The sequence below is a fragment of the Kitasatospora sp. NPDC006697 genome (genome assembly GCF_042869935.1).
Lineage (GTDB): Bacteria > Actinomycetota > Actinomycetes > Streptomycetales > Streptomycetaceae > Kitasatospora.
The window spans coordinates 265668-284984 of the sequence record NZ_JBIAGU010000009.1; the positions used below are offsets into that span (position 1 = coordinate 265668).

At 71.7% G+C, this 19317-nt stretch carries 24 protein-coding genes; 3 read left to right on the forward strand and 21 right to left on the reverse strand.

The annotated features are described in order from the left end of the window. Positions 1-44: 44 nt before the first annotated feature. The 14 genes from ACFYNO_RS15520 to ACFYNO_RS15585 all read right to left on the reverse strand — a co-directional run bounded on the left by ACFYNO_RS15520 (position 45) and on the right by ACFYNO_RS15585 (position 10307). Entirely contained in the window at positions 45-962 is a 918-nt protein-coding gene (locus tag ACFYNO_RS15520) for a hypothetical protein (protein ID WP_388011412.1), read from the reverse strand. Next, a complete protein-coding gene (locus ACFYNO_RS15525; protein ID WP_388011414.1) occupies positions 950-1753 on the reverse strand; it encodes a hypothetical protein in 804 nt (267 codons plus the stop codon). Before ACFYNO_RS15525 ends, ACFYNO_RS15520 begins: the two co-directional genes overlap by 13 nt. Further along, positions 1750-2136 (reverse strand): hypothetical protein, encoded by a 387-nt coding sequence (locus ACFYNO_RS15530; RefSeq protein ID WP_388011416.1) that lies wholly within the window; start codon positions 2134-2136, stop codon positions 1750-1752. Before ACFYNO_RS15530 ends, ACFYNO_RS15525 begins: the two co-directional genes overlap by 4 nt. Beyond that, a complete protein-coding gene (locus ACFYNO_RS15535; RefSeq protein WP_388011418.1) occupies positions 2126-3109 on the reverse strand; it encodes a DUF4007 family protein in 984 nt (327 codons plus the stop codon). The genes ACFYNO_RS15530 and ACFYNO_RS15535 overlap by 11 nt, the downstream gene beginning before the upstream one ends. Before the next feature lie 69 nt (positions 3110-3178). Next, positions 3179-4090 (reverse strand): hypothetical protein, encoded by a 912-nt coding sequence (locus ACFYNO_RS15540; protein WP_388011420.1) that lies wholly within the window; start codon positions 4088-4090, stop codon positions 3179-3181. A gap of 104 nt (positions 4091-4194) precedes the next feature. Then, the gene (locus ACFYNO_RS15545) at positions 4195-4914 is read right to left on the reverse strand and encodes a hypothetical protein (RefSeq protein ID WP_388011422.1); all 720 of its coding nucleotides are present in this window, start codon (positions 4912-4914) and stop codon (positions 4195-4197) included. A 696-nt stretch (positions 4915-5610) separates the two neighbouring features. Next, a complete protein-coding gene (locus ACFYNO_RS15550; protein WP_388011424.1) occupies positions 5611-6054 on the reverse strand; it encodes a hypothetical protein in 444 nt (147 codons plus the stop codon). Positions 6055-6115: 61 nt separating this feature from the next. Continuing rightward, positions 6116-6514 (reverse strand): hypothetical protein, encoded by a 399-nt coding sequence (locus ACFYNO_RS15555; protein ID WP_388011426.1) that lies wholly within the window; start codon positions 6512-6514, stop codon positions 6116-6118. Positions 6515-6653: 139 nt separating this feature from the next. Beyond that, positions 6654-7028: a hypothetical protein gene (locus ACFYNO_RS15560; protein ID WP_388011428.1), complete on the reverse strand. Its 375-nt coding sequence runs from the start codon at positions 7026-7028 to the stop codon at positions 6654-6656. 154 nt (positions 7029-7182) lie between these two features. Then, the gene (locus ACFYNO_RS15565; protein ID WP_388011430.1) at positions 7183-7452 is read right to left on the reverse strand and encodes a hypothetical protein; all 270 of its coding nucleotides are present in this window, start codon (positions 7450-7452) and stop codon (positions 7183-7185) included. Positions 7453-7582: 130 nt separating this feature from the next. Next, positions 7583-7930, reverse strand: a complete 348-nt coding sequence (locus tag ACFYNO_RS15570) for a DUF3263 domain-containing protein (protein WP_388011432.1) — start codon at positions 7928-7930, stop codon at positions 7583-7585. Beyond that, entirely contained in the window at positions 7927-8079 is a 153-nt protein-coding gene (locus ACFYNO_RS15575; protein ID WP_388011434.1) for a hypothetical protein, read from the reverse strand. Before ACFYNO_RS15575 ends, ACFYNO_RS15570 begins: the two co-directional genes overlap by 4 nt. 545 nt (positions 8080-8624) lie before the next feature. Next, complete coding sequence (locus tag ACFYNO_RS15580) at positions 8625-9572, reverse strand: hypothetical protein (protein ID WP_388011436.1); 948 nt, start codon at positions 9570-9572, stop codon at positions 8625-8627. Between the two features lie 117 nt (positions 9573-9689). Continuing rightward, complete coding sequence (locus tag ACFYNO_RS15585; RefSeq protein ID WP_388011438.1) at positions 9690-10307, reverse strand: hypothetical protein; 618 nt, start codon at positions 10305-10307, stop codon at positions 9690-9692. A gap of 202 nt (positions 10308-10509) precedes the next feature. On the opposite strand from ACFYNO_RS15585, the gene ACFYNO_RS15590 reads away from it, so the two are divergent. Further along, complete coding sequence (locus ACFYNO_RS15590; RefSeq protein ID WP_388011440.1) at positions 10510-11088, forward strand: hypothetical protein; 579 nt, start codon at positions 10510-10512, stop codon at positions 11086-11088. A gap of 129 nt (positions 11089-11217) precedes the next feature. Here the strand turns inward: ACFYNO_RS15590 and ACFYNO_RS15595 are convergent, their stop codons facing one another. The 7 genes from ACFYNO_RS15595 to ACFYNO_RS15625 form a co-directional block, all read right to left on the reverse strand. Further along, entirely contained in the window at positions 11218-12261 is a 1044-nt protein-coding gene (locus ACFYNO_RS15595; protein ID WP_388011442.1) for a serine hydrolase domain-containing protein, read from the reverse strand. A 91-nt stretch (positions 12262-12352) separates the two neighbouring features. Then, the gene (locus ACFYNO_RS15600; protein ID WP_388011444.1) at positions 12353-13453 is read right to left on the reverse strand and encodes a glycosyltransferase family 4 protein; all 1101 of its coding nucleotides are present in this window, start codon (positions 13451-13453) and stop codon (positions 12353-12355) included. Beyond that, positions 13450-13986, reverse strand: a complete 537-nt coding sequence (locus ACFYNO_RS15605) for a deoxycytidine triphosphate deaminase (protein ID WP_388011446.1) — start codon at positions 13984-13986, stop codon at positions 13450-13452. The genes ACFYNO_RS15600 and ACFYNO_RS15605 overlap by 4 nt, the downstream gene beginning before the upstream one ends. Beyond that, positions 13986-14519, reverse strand: a complete 534-nt coding sequence (dcd, locus tag ACFYNO_RS15610; protein WP_388011448.1) for a dCTP deaminase — start codon at positions 14517-14519, stop codon at positions 13986-13988. Before dcd ends, ACFYNO_RS15605 begins: the two co-directional genes overlap by 1 nt. Beyond that, positions 14516-15745, reverse strand: coding sequence for a metallophosphoesterase (locus ACFYNO_RS15615; protein WP_388011450.1), 1230 nt, complete (start codon positions 15743-15745; stop codon positions 14516-14518). The genes dcd and ACFYNO_RS15615 overlap by 4 nt, the downstream gene beginning before the upstream one ends. Continuing rightward, positions 15742-17055 carry a UDP-N-acetylglucosamine 1-carboxyvinyltransferase gene (locus ACFYNO_RS15620; protein WP_388011452.1) on the reverse strand — a complete coding sequence of 438 codons (1314 nt, stop codon included), beginning with the start codon at positions 17053-17055 and terminating at the stop codon, positions 15742-15744. Before ACFYNO_RS15620 ends, ACFYNO_RS15615 begins: the two co-directional genes overlap by 4 nt. Positions 17056-17288: 233 nt before the next feature. Then, a complete protein-coding gene (locus ACFYNO_RS15625; protein WP_388011454.1) occupies positions 17289-17783 on the reverse strand; it encodes an ATP-binding protein in 495 nt (164 codons plus the stop codon). Between the two features lie 272 nt (positions 17784-18055). Between ACFYNO_RS15625 and ACFYNO_RS15630 the strand changes: the two genes are divergently transcribed. Continuing rightward, entirely contained in the window at positions 18056-18931 is an 876-nt protein-coding gene (locus ACFYNO_RS15630) for a helix-turn-helix transcriptional regulator (RefSeq protein ID WP_388011456.1), read from the forward strand. Between the two features lie 2 nt (positions 18932-18933). Then, complete coding sequence (locus ACFYNO_RS15635; protein ID WP_388011458.1) at positions 18934-19164, forward strand: DUF397 domain-containing protein; 231 nt, start codon at positions 18934-18936, stop codon at positions 19162-19164. The last annotated feature ends 153 nt before the right edge of the window (positions 19165-19317 follow it).

The following is a 19317-nucleotide window of genomic DNA, read 5'->3' on the forward strand; positions in this document are numbered from 1 at the left end:
GTTCCCGCCGCGCTGCAAGTAAGACAATAGCCAAACTCATGGAGTTAAGCAATTCCTTTGGGGTAGGGCTGCGCATCGAGAGCGATCAGCGTGCGGGAGCGCTCGGCGCGGCTGCGCCCGACAGGCAGGACGTACCGGAAGTTGCCCGGGTGGCGTACCGAGCGGGCTCCGAGGTGTTCTAGGGCCCTCGGTAGCCACTGCGCCGGGGATTCGCCTGCCATGCGGGGCGGCGCTCCGAGAGCGGCCAGCCGGCTTTCCACCCCTGCGGCTCCGGGCTCAGGTTCGCGGCCGGTCAGCTTGGCCCGGGACCGAGCCGTCAGGACGGTGCCGTCCGGCAGCAGCGTGAGCGTTCGCCGCGTCCCGCGCCCGGTGAACCGGAAGTTGCAGCTCTGGTACACGATGCCGAGGTGCCCGTTGGAGATGATCATGTCTCCGTTCGAGGTGCGCCGTGATCTGGGCACCGGGTCGGAGAAGCTCACCACCCCCCGGATACCGCGCTCGGCGGCCTTCTTCATCGCGGCCGCGATGAAGAAGCTCTCGCCGTTGGCGGCCACGTCGTCGGTGAGCGCCAGGCGCGAGATCTCCGCGCTCTCGTAGTACGGGGTCAAGTGGGGAAAGGCCCTGGTGAGGACACGTTCGTTCATGGGGCAGCCCAGCACGAGAACGCCGACCAGGGCGGTGCCTTCGGGACCGGGGCCTTCCTCGACCTGCGGCGGCTCGTGGTCCCACAGGCCATAGCGATGGAGGGCCGAGGGCCAGCCGGCCAGGTAGTGGTGGTGCTCGATGAACGAACGGGCGAGCGCCTCGGGGATCTCCGTGACGCTGTACCGCTCGCGCCGGAAGCCACCCTCGCTGACGTGCCGCCAGCTGGGCAGGCCGTACCGCCAGCGCTGGGTCCAGCCCTGCGGCCGGCCGGCGAGGATGCCGCGCATCTCCGTCGTGGTGGGCGTCACGCCGCGCACGTCGGCACCCCCGCGTCCTCCAGCCGCTCCATCAGATGGGTCCTCCACCAGAGCGCGTACGACATGCAGTTGCTCTCCGTCGTGTGGGTCGGGCTGCACCCGCGTTCCCTGCGGCCGGCCGAGCTCCAGGCCATCGAGTCGGCCGACGCCAGCGAGCGGGACAACGTCAGGCCCTGGATCTTGAAACCGAAGGCATGCAGCGGAACGAGCGGCGCCCCTTCGCCGCCGAGGCGGGCGAGCTCGTCCAGGAGGAGCGAGGCGCGCCAATGGTTCTGGCGCCGACACATGCTGCCGACGCCCACCAGCGGCTCGTCCAGGAGGTCGATGCCGGCGTCGGCGTACATCTCGGCGCAGCGGAGGTAGTGGGAGCGCAGCCAGCCCTGCAGGACCGGGATGACGCGGGACTTGATGCCCAGGGAGCGCAGTTCGACGACGGAGTCGACGGTGCGCCTCAGGTGCTCCTCGATGGTAAGGCCCGTCTTGGGCAGCATCCACGGCTCGCAGACCCAGTCCATGGGACTGCACCACTCGAGGTTGCCGATCTCGTCGTGGTAGCGGTTGACGGCGGTGGCGTACTGCTGGGCGGTGGTCTTCCACCGGCCGTAGAGGTCGACCTCGCTGAACGCTCCGCTGTCCAGCGCCCAGGGGCCGGCGGCCCGGGGCAGGGACTTGCGGTGCATCAGCCGCCGGTTGGAGACGAACAGGGGAAAGTCGAGGTGCTCCATCCAGGCGGGCTGGTGGACGCCCAGGTGGAACCTGACGGGGGTCGGGGTGATGGCGGGGGCGGTCATGGCAGGAGCCGTTCGTCGGGTGTCGGATGCTCGGGCCAGGGCGCGAGCAGGGTCGAGTCGCCGGCTTCCTCGCGGGCCCGGTCCCGGGCCTCGGCGGCGCGGACGCGGCCGGTGTGGAACCGGTCCGCTGCGTGCCCGCTCGGCCGGATGCACCGCTGATCGGCCTTGACCGAACAGCGCGGACAGGGCAGGGAGCCGGGGCAGGTGAAGGTGTCCACCAGCCAGTCGCAGGTCGGGCAGGGTGCGCCGCTCACCGGCCGCCCGGCCCGGTCGACCAGGGCGCCAGCGGCGAGCAACTGCTGGTACTCGAACCGGTAGACCGGCGCCGGGAACGGCTGGTGCACACCGGCGAGGGCGCTCGGCCGGGAGAGTTCAGTGGCCACCGGGGCCCTCCGGGCGGCGGTAGGCGGCGGCCAGGACCTCGTCGGCCAGTTCCGCAGGGGGCGCTGAGTAGGCGAGCAGGGCCTCTCCCGCTGCGGACTCCACGACCGACAGCGCCGGGTGCCGGCGTGCCGCCCGTTCGAGGGCCTTGTGGAGCGAGCGGGTGTCGATGAGTAGCACCCGGCCGGGGCTGCCGGGTTCGTTGGCCAGCCGCGAGAGAGCGATGCTGCCGGGAGCCGGTGCGCAGCGGCGAGCGGCGTGGTCGAGGCAGGCGTACGCCAGGACGGCGGCGGGAGCGAGCCGGCCCGCCCTGCGGTTCAGGCTGAGCACGTGACTGCGGTCGCCGCGATGATGCTCCCCCGGGGCGGCGGTGGAGAGCAGGTCGAGGTCGCGGAACGGGTTGGTGAGGATGTCCTCAAGGCCGGCCCGCGGCTGGTCGGGGGAAGCGACCTGCGGGGCGTACATCGTTGCGATGCAGGCGATGTCGCGGCCGACAGTGTCGTCCGCCGGAGTCTTCCAGCCGCTGCGCTCCGCGGCTCCGCGGACGAGGGTGCGCAGCTCGGCCCGGGTGACGGTGGAGAGTCCGGCGCGCGCGAACAGGTAGTACCAGGTCGGGACGTGACAGGGCGTGCCGCTGAGTAGCCACCAGTGGAGCAGCCACAGGGTGGCCGGGTCTTCCAGGTACGGGTCGGCGCCGGCTTCGTCGAGCAGCCAGTGGCCGCGGGCGGACGGCGTCACGGCGCCGCTCCCTGCGGCGTCCTCCTCGACGAGGCCGAAGGCGCCGGCCCAGAACCGCATGCTCGCCACCATGCTGGAGCCGACGCCGAGAACGACGGGTGCGTCGGGATGGCGGAAGACCAGCGGGTCGTCCTGGACGGCGTGGTGGACCTTCAGGAGCCACCCCTGCCTCGGGGGGTAGGTCCGGTGGCGGCCGAACGCCGGTACGCAGCTGGCCAGCGGCGGGTGATCCGTCATCGGGACGGGGTTCTCCTTGTCGTGGAGGGTGCCCTGCCGCTCAGCGGCAGGGCACCCGGGTGGTCGGGATCAGGCCGGGACCTCGGAGCGGGCGAACTCCCGGGGGCCGGAGGGCCAGACGGCGCTCACCTGCTGGTGGTGCAGCAGCTCGGTCAGGTCCTCGTCGGGGGGCGAAGGGAGCAGCAGGACCCGGCGCGGCTCCGCATCGAAGTAGCGGGCCAGGTCGTGCAGTTCCCCGATGGCTTCCCGTACGACAGGGCGAGCTGCTGTCGCACGGGCCACCACGAGCTCGTTGCGGGTGAGGTCGTACAGGTCGACGTGGAGTTCGGTGAAGGCCCCGGCCACCGTGACCAGGTAGCTGGACAGCTTCGCCTGGTGCGCCCACCGGGCGTAGCTCTCGTAGGCCCGCAGCAGCCTGCCAGCGGCCTCCTCGGCCGGGCTGGGATCGGCGACTCTCATGACGGTGCCGGTGCCGGTGCCGGTGCCGGTGCCGATCGGCCGGACGGTGTTCCGTTCCGCGATGGGGTCGGCGGTGCTCAGGCCCGTCGGGGCGCCGTTCAGTGGCAGCAGCCGGAAGACGATGGCCCGCCTGACCTGCTGGGGCCGCCGTGCGTCGAAGGGAGCATCGGCGTAGACGACCGGCACATCGGCGTCCAGCCGGAACTGGCCCAGGTACTGGGCCGGTCGTCCGTGGAGCTGGAGGAACACGCGCAGCGCCCGGCCGTCCTGCTCGTGTTCGGCGACGGAGCGGTTTCCCTGCGAGAGCGTCTGGTCGGTGCCGTCGAGGCCGCCCTCCCCGCCGAAGTGCAGATGCGTGCCGGTCCAGCCGTCGAGACAACTGGCTTCGGCATCCGGTGTGATGAACAGGTGGACGTTCGGGCTCTGCCTGGACGGGCTGATGCGGCCGTGGATACGGCCCCCGAAGCGGGCGTGGAGGTCGGTGCGGTCGATGTGCTCGCCGGGGATGAGGTCCCAGGACACGGGGTCTCCTTGTAACAGGCTCTGCTGGAGGGGGAGTTCGGTGGGACGGCGCCGCCGGGCTGTCTGCCCGGCGGCGAGGGGTCGTCTCCGGCGGGGGCCGGGCGTCAGCGGCGGCAGTCGATACCGACGACTAGGAAGTCGGTAGGTAGGGCGTCGATGTAGGCGTTCGCGTGGTCGTGGTACGCGGTGCTGCCCGTCTCGGCGGCGTCGTCCGAGCCCAGGTCGGCCGGGTCGGAGGTCCACGTGCCGTCGAGTTCGAGGAGGATGTGGCCGGGGACCGCCCGGCGGCGGGCCCGCGCGATGAACCCGGCGCGGTCCAGGGTGATCAGCGCCGCCTCCTCGCGCCGCTGCTGTGGGCCCGTCCGGCCCGTCCCGCCCTTGATCTTGGCCAGGGCCTTGAGCTGGGGCTGGGGCTGGTCGCGGAAGGCGAGGAGCGCTTGGGGGGAGTGGTTGCCCCACTGCTCCGCGCACGACTCCCACGGCCGGGCCGGGGGCATCCCTTCGGTGGCGTGGGCCCAGGCGTCGTAGAGGTCGGCCGCCTTCGCCGCGCGCTGGTCCCGCAGAGCTGCGAGGTCCAGGAGGCTGAGGACGCCGCCTGCGCACCGGCCGGGCTCTCCCGCCGTGGACCGTACGAGGCGAGGATCGTCGGCGGGCGCTCCGGTGACCAGGGGGAAGTGGCTGGTGTAGCGGCCTTCGGAGATCCGGTAGCTGGTGGAGTCGTCGTCGTCGGCTTCCTCGACAGCGCACAGCACGCGGGTGGCGAGGGCGTGGGCGGTTTCGGCGGCGCGCGGGGGCAGGCATACCAGGATGTGTCGTGAGGTCATCGGGGTGGTCCGTTCGCGGAGGAGGAGAGAGCGCCGAACCAGGAGCAGGTGCTTGAGGGCGGGTTCCACTGGTCGGGCGATGCTCAAACAGTACCTGATCTCATAGACTTAAGCAACATTGCGAGGATGCTTAACGTCTCCGGCTCCGAGGGATGTCGAAGGGGCGGCCGATGTGCCAATGCGGCTCCCGCCCGCTGTACTGGCACTCATAGGCGACCTTCGGGTGCTTCCACGGAAACCTGCGTGCCAGTCGATCCGCGGCCTCCTGCGCCGAGTCCGGCGACGTGTACGGCCGCTTGTCGAGACAGGCGCGCTTGCGGGTCGCGGACACCTTGGTGCGCCGCAGCGCGGACTTGCCCATCAGGCGTCCCCTTTCGGTGTGCACCCCTGCGGCTGGCCGGCGCCCGGGGATCGGCCCCAGTTGCCCGCCCCCTTGACCCGGGAGCTCCCGAGGTCGGGCGACAGTCGCACCACCTCCCGCTCCAGGTGCCAGGAGGTGTGCGTGCGGGGGCCCTGTGGGGCGCTGTTGCCGATGACGAACCGGCGGGCCTGGGGCCGCGGCGTTCCGTCGGACTTCGTCTCGTCCATGATTCCCTTCAATGTGAGTCGCGGGTGGCACCTGCGGCCTGTGGCTGGCGGGTTCCTCCTGGGGTTCGGGGCCCGAGCGGCGGACCCCGAACCTGGGGCGAGGGTGGGCTATGCGTAGTAGCTCGCCATGATCCACTCCGGCTTCGTGGCGTGCGGATGCAGCTCCAGCACGGACAGCGCCCGCGCCAGGGGTCCGTCGTGCTGCGAGACGGCGCTCATCGCCGCGGCATCCAGGGTGAGCGGCTTCCCGTCAGGCTCGCGGACGATGGCGGCGAGGATGTGGCCCTCGTCGTCCAGGCCGATCGAGTACGTCCGCAGTAGCAGTTCGCCCAGGCCGAAGGCCGCCAGGCGCTCCTCGGCTGCTCCGGCGAAGTGGTCGCCGTGGTTCTCCTCGCGCATGGCCTCCGTCGCCCACGACGCCCGAGGCATCAGCCAGGATTCGCCGTCGGCGCTGTACCAGGTCAGGTCGCTCGCCAGTCCGGCCCAGCCGTCGGCCGGACCTCCCAGGCGGTACCCGTACATCAGGGCTGTGTGGTTCTCGACGGCGCCCATGGTGTCCTCCGTGTTCGTGGTGTGGTCGGTCCGGGTCGAGCGGTGGGGACCGCGGGCGGGTTCAGGCCAGCGCCTTGTAGATGCCCTCCGCCTCTTCGCGGAAGTGCTGGCACGCCTCGACGTGCATCTCCTGTCGGGCGTTGGACACGTGGGTTCCCATGCCGCCCGTCACTCCGTCGTCGGCGGTCGTCTCCGCCTTGGCGATCGCGTCCTGGAAGACCAGCGAAGCGTGCCTGAGTGCGCACTGGCCGACGACCTCGGACCACATCTCGATGAGCTGCTGGCGCAGCTCCAGGCCCTTGAACAGGCTCGACGCGTTGATGATCCTCGGATCCATGCCCTTGAACCGGTCCCAGTGCTCGGCCAGCTTCTTCTTCTGGTCTTCCAGTGCGCGCTGGGCCCGGCCGGAGAGGCGTTCGTGGATCTGGGCGGATCGCTTGCTGGCGGCGGAGGTCATCATGGTCTCCCGTCGGGCGTTGGGTGGGTTGTGCGGTCATGGGCGGCCGGCCCGGCGGGCGGCCGCTGCGATGCCTTCACTCTATCCACATTCATAGAGTTAAGCAATACGGTTCGCGTTGACGCGGCCGTGACCCGCCCCCTCAGCTCGCCGGGGACCGCGGGGGCATCCACTTCTGGGTTGCAGGGCTCCAACGGGCCTGCGAGAAAACCCTATTGAGATCCGGCATGTAGTCGGCCTCGTAGTCCACGGCGTCGGGCCTGGGCTCAACTGGCACCCACCCCTCGCCGGGGCGGAGCGCGGCGAACCAGCCGAAGCTCACTGCGGCATCCTCGCCGGGAACGAGGCCGGTCCACATGCCGCCGCCGCTGTGGCCGTGCCGGCCAGAGCAGATGGCCTGCGGGAGACCGGTCTGCGGGCAGTGGCTCTCCCGGCAGCCGGCCGGGTGCTCCGCACCGACCTGCGCGCCGCAGTCGATGCACGGTTCACCGCGCGAGAGGGTGGGCTCGGTCGCCATCAGCGCCACCGCCCGGGAGGGAGATGCGAAGGGGTAATCGCGCGACTGCGCTCGGTCGGGCTTGGGTCGACGCCGGACATGGAGGCACCTCTTGATGACGTTGAGGGTGGGAGTGGGCGGCGGGGCGCGGCTGCGCCCCGCCGGGCGGCTGCTGTTACGCGGCGGTGCGGAACTCGATGCACGCCGGGAAGTCCGGCTTGAGGTCCGGGCCTCGCCGACGCTGGGCCTTGATGGCGCACTTCATGCGGGCCTTGCCGTCTCCGGCTACCCGCTCCACCAAGAAGACGCACGTCCCGCAGCGGGAAGTCGGCGCGGTGGTGCCCGGCTCCAGCAACGGCTTGAGGGTGGCCGGGTGGATGCCTCGGTCCAGGTTGATGCGTATCGCTCCGCGGCCGACGACCGCCGGCGGAATGGCCAGGCTCATGTGACTTCGCTCCTTCGGAAGGTGCTGGTGGGAAGAGGGGTGGGCGGGCGGATGCCGCTGGGCGGCCCGGGCGGGGGTACCTCCGCCCGGGCCGTGTCGTGCGGGGCCGGCCGCGGCCAACGTGGCCGTGCTACTGCCGCGCGATCCGCAGACTCTCCCGCACGGCCCGGAGGCGATTGACCATCACGGGGTGGCGGGCGAGTGCTGCTTCGCTGTCCAGGAGGCCGTTGAGCAGCTGGTAGTAGCGCGTCGGCGAGATGCCGAGTTCCGCTCGGATCGCCGCTTCCTTCGGCCCTGGGGCGGCGGTGGTCGACTTGGGCCAGTGCCGGTACTCGAAGTCCAGGAGGGCGGCGTCGCGCTCGCCGAGGGCCAGTCTGGCCCTGGAAGCACTCTTCGTCTCAGGCGTGCCGTCGCTCGCGCCTCCCGGCCCCGCCGGGGGCGGGAGGACGGCGCCCGGTGCGGCCGGTGACGTGCTCAATGGGTGCTCTGCCAATCGCCGAGGCCGATGGCCACCACGACGGCCAGGAACATCAGTTCGACCTGGCCGTAGATGAACATCCCCGCGGCGGTCATCCATGCGAGGTAGCGGAAGGCGTCCAGCACGGTGTTCGCGGTGCTCTTACTCAAGAGGGGTCACTCCACTGGAAAGGTGGGCCACTGCGGCGCACAGCTCAAACTATAAGTTAACTCGTAGCATTAAGCAATATCCGAGATGGGTTCAGCTCCCCCGAGGTGCGTCTCGAATCCCCGGCGTAGACGGTCGAGTGCCAGCCGCTGGTGGACCGCCTCCTCGATCGCCCTCCACACCAGGCCCTGGGACGGGTCCTCCGGCACCCCCGGCTCGCCGCGGTTGCCGCGGATGGCGATCACGGTCTCCCCCTGCGGAGGCCTCGCTCGGTGGACCATGATCAGCGTGGGCGTCCCATGACCAGGGATGTACGCCGCCGGTATCGCTGCAAAGGACGTGTCCCCCGCGAGTGTGTCGCTTTACGTGGGGCCGGAGCCCCGGGTCGCCGACACGCTGCGGTGAGCCATCGTGTCCCATTCCCCTCGGTGGCCTGTGACCGAGATCGCACTGCTTGCTGCTCCGCCCATTGGCCCTACGGCCACCGGCCGGAGTCGGCCTACCAAGCTGACTGGGCTGACTATACGGCGGCAGGCGGATGGCGTGGCTACCAACTGTCCTCCACCGGCCCGCGAGCCTGCCCAAGGTCCGGGCCCTCGGAGAAGCGGCTGGTGATGGGGCCGTCGTTGATCACTTCCTTGAGGTCCTCGACCTTGCAGTTCATGGTGGTCGGGAGACCGGCGATCTCGATTTCCTGCGTGCCCGCGAGGCGGAGTCCGCAGAGGCCACAGAGCAGTTCCTCTGCGGTGAGCTCCATCTCGTACAGCAGGGTCGTGTTCGGTGCCTTCAGAAAGAGTGTGGCCGCCTCGACGGTGCAGGCAGGGCACTTGCTGAGCGTACGGAAGAGCACGCCGGTCGGGCTTCGGTCGATGACCACGAGCCCCGTCTCTCCGATGGTCCGGGCAACGCTTTCGACCGTTCCCTCGGGCAGCTTCCCGAAGCGGGTCTCCATCCGGAACCGGGCCTGGTCCATACGGAGGTGGACAGCCTTCTGAACGCGGTCGAACCGATCGTCGAGGGTCACCTGTATGGCCTCGGACCATGACCCCCAGAACTCGGAGCGGTCCTGGCCGGCGTGGTCGAGGAGCTTGCAGATCGTCTCCACGAACGGGGCGAGGTAGTCCTCGGCGCTGCTCGCACCGAGGTGCGCGACGCCGTTCCTCAACTCGATCAGCCCGTCCAGCTCCGCCGACCGGGGCAGGACGCCGATCTTCCTCAGCCGGGCGATGGCTGCTGCGGCTCCGATGGTGTGGAACCTCTGCGGCGGGGTGGTCAGGGCTCCGGCGAAGTGCAACAGCATGTCGTCGTTGCCCTTGACCTCCGAGAGCAGCGTCGGGTGCACCCGCACCAGCGCGGCCTTGGCCAACCGCTCGACGCTGACGCCCGCGTCCAGGAGGAAGACCTCGGTCTGCCCCTCCGCGTGGGCGCCCATGGCCAGGTGGGCGAAGTCCCGGGCCCCGGATAACAGACGCTCGAACGTGATCGGCGATCCCATGCCACGACGGTAGCGACCGGCGGCGCGCGTCCGCAGGTGGTTTCCACCACGGCCGCCACGGAGGTGCGCAACAGCCGCAGCAGCACAAGTCCCGGTTGGGCCGGCCGGGGCCGGGGTTCAGCGCGGGGCGGGCGGCTTGGTCATGTACATCTTGATGATGCTGGCGGGGATGGAGATCGGCTCGTACGGAGCAAGGGCGTCGGCGATGGCCTGGGCGAGCTCGTCGATCGTCCGCACCACGTACCTGGGCGGGGTGATCCAGATCCGCGGCTCGGCGTCGCGGTCGTCGCTGTTGTGGATGATCTGGGCGTAGTAGTGGCCGAGCCCCACCTCGTAGCCCCACGTGCTGTACCGATCCCAGCCCGGCATCGCGAAGTCGTGCAGCTGGCCGACGTTCGCCTCGGTGACGGGCTGCGGCCGCGGCTGCCGGGGCTTGGTGTACGAGGGGCCGTAGACGATCTCCCACACGCCGTCGCTGTGCTCCAGGACATCCATCCGTACGTGCTGCTTCAGCTGCCGAAGCTGTGCGCGGAGTCCCTCGGGGTCGAGGCCGGCCTGGGCCGCGAGGGCGGGGATGTCGGCAGGGGTGAGCTCGATGCCCATGATCTCCGGAGTCTCGCCGTCCCACGCGAGGCGTGAGGTGCTGGTCCGCTCGGCGAGCAGCAGGAAGACCCGACGGGCGGTCTCGTCCGTCATGCCCAGCTGGTTCACGTACGCGACGGCTTCCTTGCTCACGTCGGACTTCCTTCCCGGATGACGGCGGGGGGTGACGGGTGATCACGCTACCGGGCCGGGGACGCCGCCGGTCGGCGATCGCCCGGAGGCGGCTGGGCGACGGTCGGGTGTCGGGCACCGGATACCGTGCGGGAGCGCGAGTCGTAGCTGAAGGAGGAAGCGCGTGGAGAACCGGTTCGCCGGCGGGTGCGTGAGGTGTTCGGTGTTGGTCCTGCCCGGCGGCGGGTTCCTTCGCAAGGGTGACGGCGGCTGGGAGGTGTGGTGTGCCGTCTGCCAGCGGTTGGACGAGCTCGCCGAGACGGACGACTTCGACCCGGACAACCTGCAGCTGCCTGCGACGGTGCCGCCGGGGTCCGCGACCACCGTCGCGTTGCGCGTGCTGGGCATGACGCGGGAGTGCTGGAAGTGCGGCAAGGACACGCTGTGTCTGGTCGGCCTGTACCCCGAGCGGCCCGCCCGCGGGTACGGAGGGCTGCACACCACGGACGGAGAGGCGGCGATGAAGCTGGCCGTCCGGCTGGTGCAGAGCAAGGGGCGACCTGACCTGGCAGCTCCGGTGGCGAGCCGGTACAGCCGGGTCATGCGGGAGCGGCAGTGGGCCAACGGCTGCCAGCACTGCGACGCGCTCCAGGGCAACCATCCTGTCCATGAGGAGGCGTTCGCGCGGGTCGTCGCCGCCGGGGGAGCGGACGGGCTGGACACGCTGCTGGTCGCCGACTGCCCGCTGCTGGAGTGGCAGGCGGTCGTCTACGGCCAGGGCGGTGGCGTGATCGGGGTCTGAGGCGTCCTGGCCGCTGGGCGGATAGCATCGGATGGAAAGCCCCGGTGGACCGCTGGCCTTGATGGCCATGTCGCCGGGGCTAAGCCGTTCCCGGCCCGGTCCGCGCAGGAGGCCGCCGGGCGTGTGCGGTCAGCCGATGGCGAGCTGGCGGAAGCTGTTGCGGATGCTGGTGAGCGGCTCGCGGTCGCGGGTGAAGTACAGCTTGTTGGTCAGCAGCACGGCCCAGGTCCCCAGCTTGGGAGAGACCCACATGCCGGTGCCGGTGAAGCCGTAGTGCACCCAGGTCTGTTCGGCGGGGTCGGTGCCGGGGGCCGGGTGCCAGAACAGGCCGCGGACGGGCTCCAGAGAGCCGGTCTGCACGGTCAGGGACTCCTCGGTCCACTCGGGGCCGAACCCAGGGCGATGGGCGGCGGTGGCCGGGTCGAGGAGGTAGCGCAGGAAGACGGTGAGGTCGTCCAGGACGGAGAAGACGCCGGCGATGCCGCACACCCCGCCCAGGAGGCGGGCGGAGAAGTCGTGGGCGGTGCCCTTCAGGTGGGCGCCGGTGTCCTGGTCGAGCTCGGTGGGGGCGCATCGGGCGGGGAGGCCGGCGGGCAGCGGCCCGAAGCGGGTGCCGGTCATGCCCAGCGGTGCCCAGGTCCGGGCCTGGGCGAGCTGGTCCAGGGGCTGGCCGGAGAGGTGTTCGGCGAGGTAGCCGAGGATGAGGGCAGCGCGGTCGGTGTACTCGACGGCCTCGCCGGGCGGCCGGTGCAGGGCCTCGTGGAGCACGCCGGCGCGGATGGCGGCCGGGTCGGTGCCGTAGAGGTTCTTCAGCTGGGCCCGCAGGGGGACGCCCGCGGTGTGGGTGAGCAGGTTGCGGGCGGTGACCTGGCCCAGGGGGTGACCGTCGACCTCGGGCCAGATGCTGGCGAGGGGCGCGTCCAGGGGCAGGGCGCCGTCGGTCCACAGGGCGCCGATGGACGACCACACGGCGAGGATCTTGGTGAGGGAGGCGACGTCGAAGACGGTGTCCGCCCGCATCATCTGCTCGGGCCGGTCGGGGTCCGGGGAGCCGACGCTGCCGCTGGCCAGGGTGCCGCCGGCGTCGCCGAAGGCCCAGACGGCACCGGGGTATGCCTTGTCGCGGACACCGCCTTCCAGCAGCTGGCGGATGCGGTCGGTGCTGGGTGTCATCGTCTCCCCGAATCTTCGTGGATGGTCCGCCCCGCCAGCGTAGTGAAGCGACGGGGGCGGGGCGGGTTGCGGCACGGGACCGGCCCGGATGTCAGGCGAGCTGCTTGCCCAGGTCGGCCAGCGCGGCCGCGGTGGCGCTGAGCGGGTAGCGGGCCGCGTTGTCCCGGCCAGCTTTGCGCAGGGCAGGCAGCAGGCTGGGCGAGGACTTCAGCCGGGCCAGATCGCGGGCCACGGCCTGGGGGTTGGTGAAGTCGGTGGCCAAAGCGGAGGCGCCGAGCGCGTCGCGCAGGCCGGGGACGGGTTGGTAGAGCACCGCCAGGCCGCGGGCCTGGGCTTCGAGGGCGACCAGGCCCATGGCCTCCAGCGTGGTGGACGGCATGACCAGCGCGTCGTGGTCGGCGAACGCCTTCCACAGCTGAGGCCGGTGCAGCCAGCCGAGGTAGCGGGCATGGAGGCCCGCGCGCTTGAGCAGCGGGGCCAGGGCGTGGAACTCGTGGCGCGGGGCGGCGATGCTCAGTTCGATCCCCGGCACGCGGGCCAGGGCCTTGGCGAGGAGTTCGCCGCCCTTCTCGGCACTCAGCCGTCCGGCGTACAGCAGCCGCAGGGTCTGGCCGGGGCGGTGCGGGGGCCGGGCGAGCGGCTCGGTCAGGAGGCGGTCGGGGATGCCCCAGGGGATGTGGGTGATCTTGCGGCGGTCGGTCTGCGGGGCGAGCCGCAGCAGCCGGTCGGCCATCGCGCCGGTGGGGACCACGATGGCGTCGGCGAAGCGGGCGGTCTCGCGCAGGATCTGCAGCTGGTCGCGGTGCAGTTCGGCGAAGAGCAGGTCGGTGCCGTGCACCAGGGCGATCCGCGGGTGCTGGGGCAGGGCCCGAAGCAGAGCCGGGGTGGCGCCGAAGGCGAGGTGCTGGAGGTGGAGGACGCCGATGGACGCCGGGTCCAGGGCGGCGGCCAGGGCCTGGCGCAGGGCGGTGACGTAGCGGCGGAACGCGGGCCCCTCCAGGCACTTGCCGCCGACGGCCAGCAGGTCCAGCCCGGCCGTGGGCGCGGGCCTGTGCCCGGCGGGCTGGAGCATGAAGGCGCGGGCGGGGATGAGCGGGTCGGGGCCGGTGTACAGGTCGAGGAAGAGTTCGACGCTGCCGCCGGGGCTGCCGGCAGGCAGGTCGAGGAAGGTCGCCACCAGGGGTGCGTTCACGCGGCACCGCCGGGGATCTCCTCGTACAGGCGGGAGATGTCGATGCCGTCGGTGGCGGTGTACTTGGTGCCGAGCTGCTGGTAGCTGGCGGGGGCGCCGAAGGTCTGCAGGAAGACCAGCTTGCCGAAGGTCATGCCCGGGTAGACCCGCACGGGCCGGGCCGCGCGGATCTCCAGCGTCCAGCGAATCGCGTGGCCGGCGTGTCCGAGCGGTGCGGAGACGTGGACCCAGATGCCGAGTGCGCCGGTGGTGCGGTCGCCGTTGAGCATCTGCGCGTACCGCTCGGAGCCGGTCCGCTCCAGGGTCACCCCCAGGTAGAGCACGCCGGGCTCGAGGACCAGGCCGCTGGTGGGGATGGCGGTCTCGGCGAAGGGGGTGGGGGCGGCGGAGTCCAGGTCGCCGTCGCAGATGCGTAACGTCTCGCCGAGGCGCCAGTCGTAGGCGTTCGGGGACAGCCGTGCGGGGTCGAAGGGGTCGATGGCGATCTCGCCCGTGGCGACGGCGGCGGCGATCGCGGGGCCGGTGAGGATCATCAGGCCACCGCCTCGGCCGCGGCGTCGCGCCAGTATCCGGAGGGCTGCGGGCCCAGCGCGGCCTGGTACTTGCCCGCGTAGAGGTCGACCGGGCCGACGGCGACGAAGAACATGATCTGCCCGATCTTCATCCCCGGGTAGACCCGTAGCGGGCGGACGGGGTTGAGCATCAGGGTCCACTGGCCGTGGAAGCCGATGTCGCCGATCGGGGCGGTGATCTCGACGAACAGGCCCAGGCGCCCGACCGAGGAGCGGCCGAACAGCAGCGGCACGAAGGTGTCGGAGCCGACCTCCTCCAGGGTGTGGCCCAGGTAGAGCTCGCCGGGCTGCAGGACGTAGCCCTCGGGGCCGATCTGGACGGCGGTGGTGGGGTTGGGCCGGTGGGCGTCGATGACCGGTTCGGTGTAGGTCAGCAGCGTGGGGCCCAGGCGGACGTTGTAGCTGTTGGGGTTGACCTGGCCGGACTCGAACGGGGTGATCCGCAGGCGGCCGTCGCGGACGGCGGCGGTGATCTCGGGGCCGGTGAGGATCACTTCGGCTCTCCTTCCTCGGTGCTGGACAGGGGGTCGGCCAGAACGTGCCGCACGGCCTGGCCGAGCTGGAGCCCGGCCGTGGGCGCTCGGCCGCCTGAGACCGTTTCGGTCAGGTAGTCGGTGGTCAGGACGGTGCGAAGGCCGGCCGGAAGCGGGTCGGGGGCCAGGACCAGGGGGCCGGCCCGCTCGGTGAGGCGGGCCAGCAGGCCGGCCACGTCGGCGGCGTCGGCGCCTGGCACGGGTGCGTGGACCAGCTGGTTGCCGAACGGCTCGACGGCCAGCAGGTCCTCCAGGGTCAGCACCTCGCCCAGCAGCACCGGCCGCACCGCGGTCTCGTTGAGGATGACGGCGTCGGCGCCGAGACCGGTGTGCAGGCGGGCGGCGACCTCGGTCAGCAGCTCGCGCCGGCCGGGCACCTGGTGCCGCCACCGGGGGTCGATACGGCCCAGCGGCGCGGTCAGCTGCCCGCGCAGGGCCTCGATCCGGGCGCCGATCGGCTCCAGGGCGGCGGGCAGGGCAGCGGCGTGGGGGAAGCGGCAGGTGTGGGCGGCCCAGCCGTGGCCGACCGGTTCGGCGATCGCGTACCCGGCGGCGAGTTCGGCGCCCTTGACGACCAGGGTGTTGCCGACCGGCTCGGGCGCGTAGCGGTCGCTGTGGCAGTGCCCGGCGAAGACGACGTCCAGGAACGGGCAGGTGCCCGCCAGCTTCAGGTCCTCCTCGAAGCCGGAGTGCGACAGCACCACCCAGGCGTCGACCTCGTGGTGGTGCTCGAGCAGCAGCTGCCTCAGCGCGCGGGCCGGGTCGGTGACGCGGTGTCCGGAGCGGTCGGCGGCGGGGATGGCGTTGAACGCCTGCGGGCCGATCACGGCGGTGACCGCGACGCTCCGGCCAGCGACCTGGGCCAGGTGCAGGCGGCGGAACAAGGGCTTGCCGCTGTCGGCGCCGACGGCGTTGGCGCACACGGTCAGCTCGTGCAGCCCCGGGGCGAAGTGGTACTTCCAGCCGTGGTTGCCGGGGGCCAGGACGTCGTAGAGCGAGGTCAGGATGGCTCGTTCGATGTCGCCGCCGCCGAGCCGGTAGTAGCCGGTGCCCTCGAAGAAGTCCCCGCAGTCCACCACCAGCGAGGTGTCCCGCTGGCGGTGGAGGTGGGCGAGCAGGCCGGCCGCGTCGCCGAGCTGGGAGTGCACGTCGGTGGTGGCGATGATCCGCTCCAGCACGCGCGTCACGGCGCAACCTCGCTGATCTCGGCGCCCAGCGAGCGGAGCTTGCCCGGCAGATCGGCGTGCCCGCGCATCAGCTGGCCAAGACCCGTGACGGTGGTGGTGCCACGCGCGGTGAGCCCGGCGATCAGCAGCGCGGAGCCGGTGCGGATGTCGGTGGCCTCGACCACGGCGCCGGTCAGCCGCTGCGGGCCCATCAGGCGGCACTGCGTGGGCGAGAGCTCCTCGATGTCGGCGCCCAGACGGGCGAGCTGGGGCAGCAGGTTGCCGTGCCGGCCGGGGTTGATGGAGTCGGCGAACAGGTGGGTGCCGGGCAGGCCGAGCGCGAGCGCCAGCAGCGGCGGCTCGAAGTCGGCGTCCAGGCCGCCTGGGGTCAGTGAGGCGACCGCCTCCAGAGCCCGGCCGCTGGGGTGGGCGGAGTCGTGCACTTCCAGGGCGCCGGGCTCGAACGTCGCCGAGATACCCAGCCAGTTCAAGGCCTCGACCACCACCGCGACGTCCTCGCCGCAGACTCCCTCGATCCTGCCGGTCCCGCCGGTGGCGGCGATCGCGCAGGCGAGCGTGCCGGCTTCGATCTTGTCGCCGGGCACCGCCCAGTGCAGCGAGGTGTCCTCGGCCCGGCTCAGCGGCTGGGCGGTGAGCGTGTCGGCGCCCAGCTCGATCCGGTACCCGGCCTGCCGCAGCGCGGCCAGCATGCCGGTGAACTCCGGGGAGTGGTTGGGGTTGCCCAGCAGCAGGCGGTGGCCGCCGACGACGGCGCGGAGCACGGCCGCCACGCTCGCGCCCCGCGAGCGGAAGGGCAGGTCGATCATCACCTCGCGCGGTCCGTGCTCGACGGCGGTGATCCGGTAGCCGCCGTCGTCGACCTCGACCTTGTCGCCGAACGCCGCGTACACCTTGAAGTGCTGGTCCATGCCCCGCTCGCCGATCCGGCAGCCCCCGGGCCACGGCAGGACGGCCTGCCCGCACGAGGCGAGCAGAGCGGGCACCAGGTAGTAGGACGCGCGGATGGCGGCGGCCTCGGGCAGGTCGGGCACGGGAAGGCGGTCGGAGGCGGGCATCAGCGCCAGGCCGGACGGGTCGCTGACCGGACGGGCCAAGTGATAGCCCGAGCGCTGAATCAGCGTCAGCATCGCCTCCACGTCCCGGATCGCGGGCAGGTTATCCAGGTGGACCGTGCGGCGGGTGGCCGCGGCGGCGGCCAGCAGCGGCAGGGCGGCGTTCTTCGAGCCGTCCACCCGCACCAGGCCCGCCAGCGGCGGACCGGGGCGGACGGTGACGGAGGGACTGTTCGGCAGGGTCTGGGCCGGCGTCATGTCGGGCCTCCAGGGCAGGCGTCGTTGCGGGCGGAAGGTGCGGTGTCGCTCGGGGGCGGCCCGGCCGCCGCAGACGGCGGCCGGGCCGCGAGGGGCACCGCCGGAAGGGGAGGCGGCGGCGCCCGCCGCGCGAGGACACCCGAGGCCCGGGGTGCCTGGGGTGCGTCGCGCGGCCCGGCACCGGGGCGCGCGCCCGCAGGGGCGGCGGCATCCCGTGCCGGAAGATCCAGAAGTCAGGCGGCCGCGAACTCCCCGCACGGCAGCGTCGCGGTGATCTGCTTGCCGACCGAGGTGGGCTCCACCGTCCAGCCGGGCGCGAGGGCGTCCAGAATCCACAGGCCCCGCCCGGACTCCAGGTCCTCGTTGTCCGGAGGATCGGCTCTGCGGCCGGGCAGCGCGCCGGGCTCCGGATCGTGGACCTGGACCTGGACGTGGTCGGGCTTGCTGACGATCTGCACGACCACCGGCGTCCACGGCCCGCACAGCCGCACCGCGTTGCCCACCAGCTCGCTGGCCAGCAGCCGGGCCGCCTCGGCGACCGGTTCGCCGACCCCGAAGCCGGCGACCGCCTCGAACACCCGATCCCGCATCCGCCGCATGTGCTCGGGGCTCGCGCTCATGTGCAGGACGAACCCGCCAGGCCGTATGGCCAGGTAGAACCCGCACTCGGCCACCTTCGGCGGGTGCGCAGGAGCGGAGGCGGCGGGACCGGGATGTGCAGCGTGCATGGCGTGTGCTCCCCAGTGGCAAGAGCGGGCAACCGGTCCGGAGGAGATCCCCGGCCGGCCCGCGGATGGGTCGGCAGGCACGTCGGCCCTCCAGGGCTCAAGACCCCGGCAGTCGGCGCAAGGCAGCGGCATATGCCACGAAGTGCGATCACTCCGTCACACGTCGCTACCGGTAGCCAGCATGCCCCTAGGCATATGGGTTGGACAACATGTCCCGTCCAGATTCCTCAGATTGGTTGTCCTGGGGCGGCGGCGACGGACACACTGGGGGCATGGCGTCGAAGAGGAGTCCCGCGCTCAAGTCGGTGTACCGCCGTCAACTGTCGGCGAAGCTGAAAGAGTTGAGGGAGAGAGCAGATCTGACGATGGCCGAGGTCGCTGTCGCGATCGAGGTCAACCAGGGCTCGCTCAGCCGGATCGAGAGCGGTGACCGGGGGACCAGTCCGGTGCTGGTGAAGGCGATGCTGGACTGCTACGGGGTGAGCGATCCGGTGGTGCGCGAGGACATCCTCGACCTGGTCCGCGCGGACCAGGCCCAGCGCCAGCAGTGGTGGCGTAAGTACTCGGCGGTCATCAACACCACCCAGTACGGCGGCTACCTCGCGCTGGAGTCCAGCGCGACGAGCTTCCGCTCCTACGAGCCGCAGCTGCTGCCGGGGCTGCTGCAGACCCCGGACTATGCGCGGGAGGTCATCACCGAGATGCGGGTGGACCTGACGCCCAAGCAGGTGGATGCCCTGGTGACGGTGCGGATGGAGCGCCAGGAGAAGGTCCTCGGCCCCGAGGACGCGCCGAAGCTGTGGGCGGTGATCGACGAGGGCGCGATCCGCCGCGTGGAGGGCGCCCCGGCCGTGCTGAAGAGCCAGTTGGAGCACCTGCTGGAGGTCGAGCCCCGCACGAACATCACCGTCCAGCTGCTGCCGTTCGCCGCGGGGTTCCACCCCGGCCTGTACGGGTCGTTCATGCTCATGGGATTCCCCGAGCCGAACCCGGACGTGGTGTGGGTGGAGAATCTGACCAACTCGGTGTACTTCGAGGAATCCGAGGACGTGGCGCGTTACACCGAGGTCTTCGACCACCTGCGGGCCCGTGCTCTCGGACCACCCGAGACCCGCAGCCAGATCAACAAGATCCTCAAGGAGTTGTAAGAGTGAGCACCACCAAGCCCGACCCCGCTGAGCTGGACTTCTCCGGCGTCGTCTGGGAGAAGAGCCCGGACAGCGGGGGCAACGACAACTGCGTGGAGTTCGGCGTGATCGGCGAGTTCGTCGCGATCCGCGACTCCAAGCGGCCCGAGCAGACCCCGCTGGTCTACACCCGCGGCGAGATCCGGGCCATGGTCTCGGGTGCGAAGGCCGGGGCCTTCGACCACCTGGTCTGACAGCACCACGGCCGCCTCGGCGGCCGATCAGCGAAGCGGGGGGCGGGCCCCCCCGGGGGGGGGGGCGGCCCCCCCCCCCCCAAAAAAAACCCCCCCCCCCAATTTATTGGGCCCCCCCCCAAACGGGGGGCCCGGGGGGGGGGACCCCCCCCC

Coding starts and splice junctions, on each gene's coding strand:
- ACFYNO_RS15630 (WP_388011456.1), top strand. CDS start 18,056: ATGGCGTCGAAGAGGAGTCCCGCGCTCAAGTCGGTGTACCGCCGTCAA.
- ACFYNO_RS15525 (WP_388011414.1), bottom strand. CDS start 1,753: ATGACCGCCCCCGCCATCACCCCGACCCCCGTCAGGTTCCACCTGGGC.
- ACFYNO_RS15555 (WP_388011426.1), bottom strand. CDS start 6,514: ATGATGACCTCCGCCGCCAGCAAGCGATCCGCCCAGATCCACGAACGC.
- ACFYNO_RS15560 (WP_388011428.1), bottom strand. CDS start 7,028: ATGGCGACCGAGCCCACCCTCTCGCGCGGTGAACCGTGCATCGACTGC.
- ACFYNO_RS15580 (WP_388011436.1), bottom strand. CDS start 9,572: ATGGGATCGCCGATCACGTTCGAGCGTCTGTTATCCGGGGCCCGGGAC.
- ACFYNO_RS15625 (WP_388011454.1), bottom strand. CDS start 17,783: ATGCACGCTGCACATCCCGGTCCCGCCGCCTCCGCTCCTGCGCACCCG.
- ACFYNO_RS15595 (WP_388011442.1), bottom strand. CDS start 12,261: ATGACACCCAGCACCGACCGCATCCGCCAGCTGCTGGAAGGCGGTGTC.
- ACFYNO_RS15605 (WP_388011446.1), bottom strand. CDS start 13,986: ATGATCCTCACCGGCCCCGCGATCGCCGCCGCCGTCGCCACGGGCGAG.
- ACFYNO_RS15550 (WP_388011424.1), bottom strand. CDS start 6,054: ATGGGCGCCGTCGAGAACCACACAGCCCTGATGTACGGGTACCGCCTG.
- ACFYNO_RS15620 (WP_388011452.1), bottom strand. CDS start 17,055: ATGACGCCGGCCCAGACCCTGCCGAACAGTCCCTCCGTCACCGTCCGC.
- ACFYNO_RS15535 (WP_388011418.1), bottom strand. CDS start 3,109: ATGACGGATCACCCGCCGCTGGCCAGCTGCGTACCGGCGTTCGGCCGC.
- ACFYNO_RS15545 (WP_388011422.1), bottom strand. CDS start 4,914: ATGACCTCACGACACATCCTGGTATGCCTGCCCCCGCGCGCCGCCGAA.
- ACFYNO_RS15565 (WP_388011430.1), bottom strand. CDS start 7,452: ATGAGCCTGGCCATTCCGCCGGCGGTCGTCGGCCGCGGAGCGATACGC.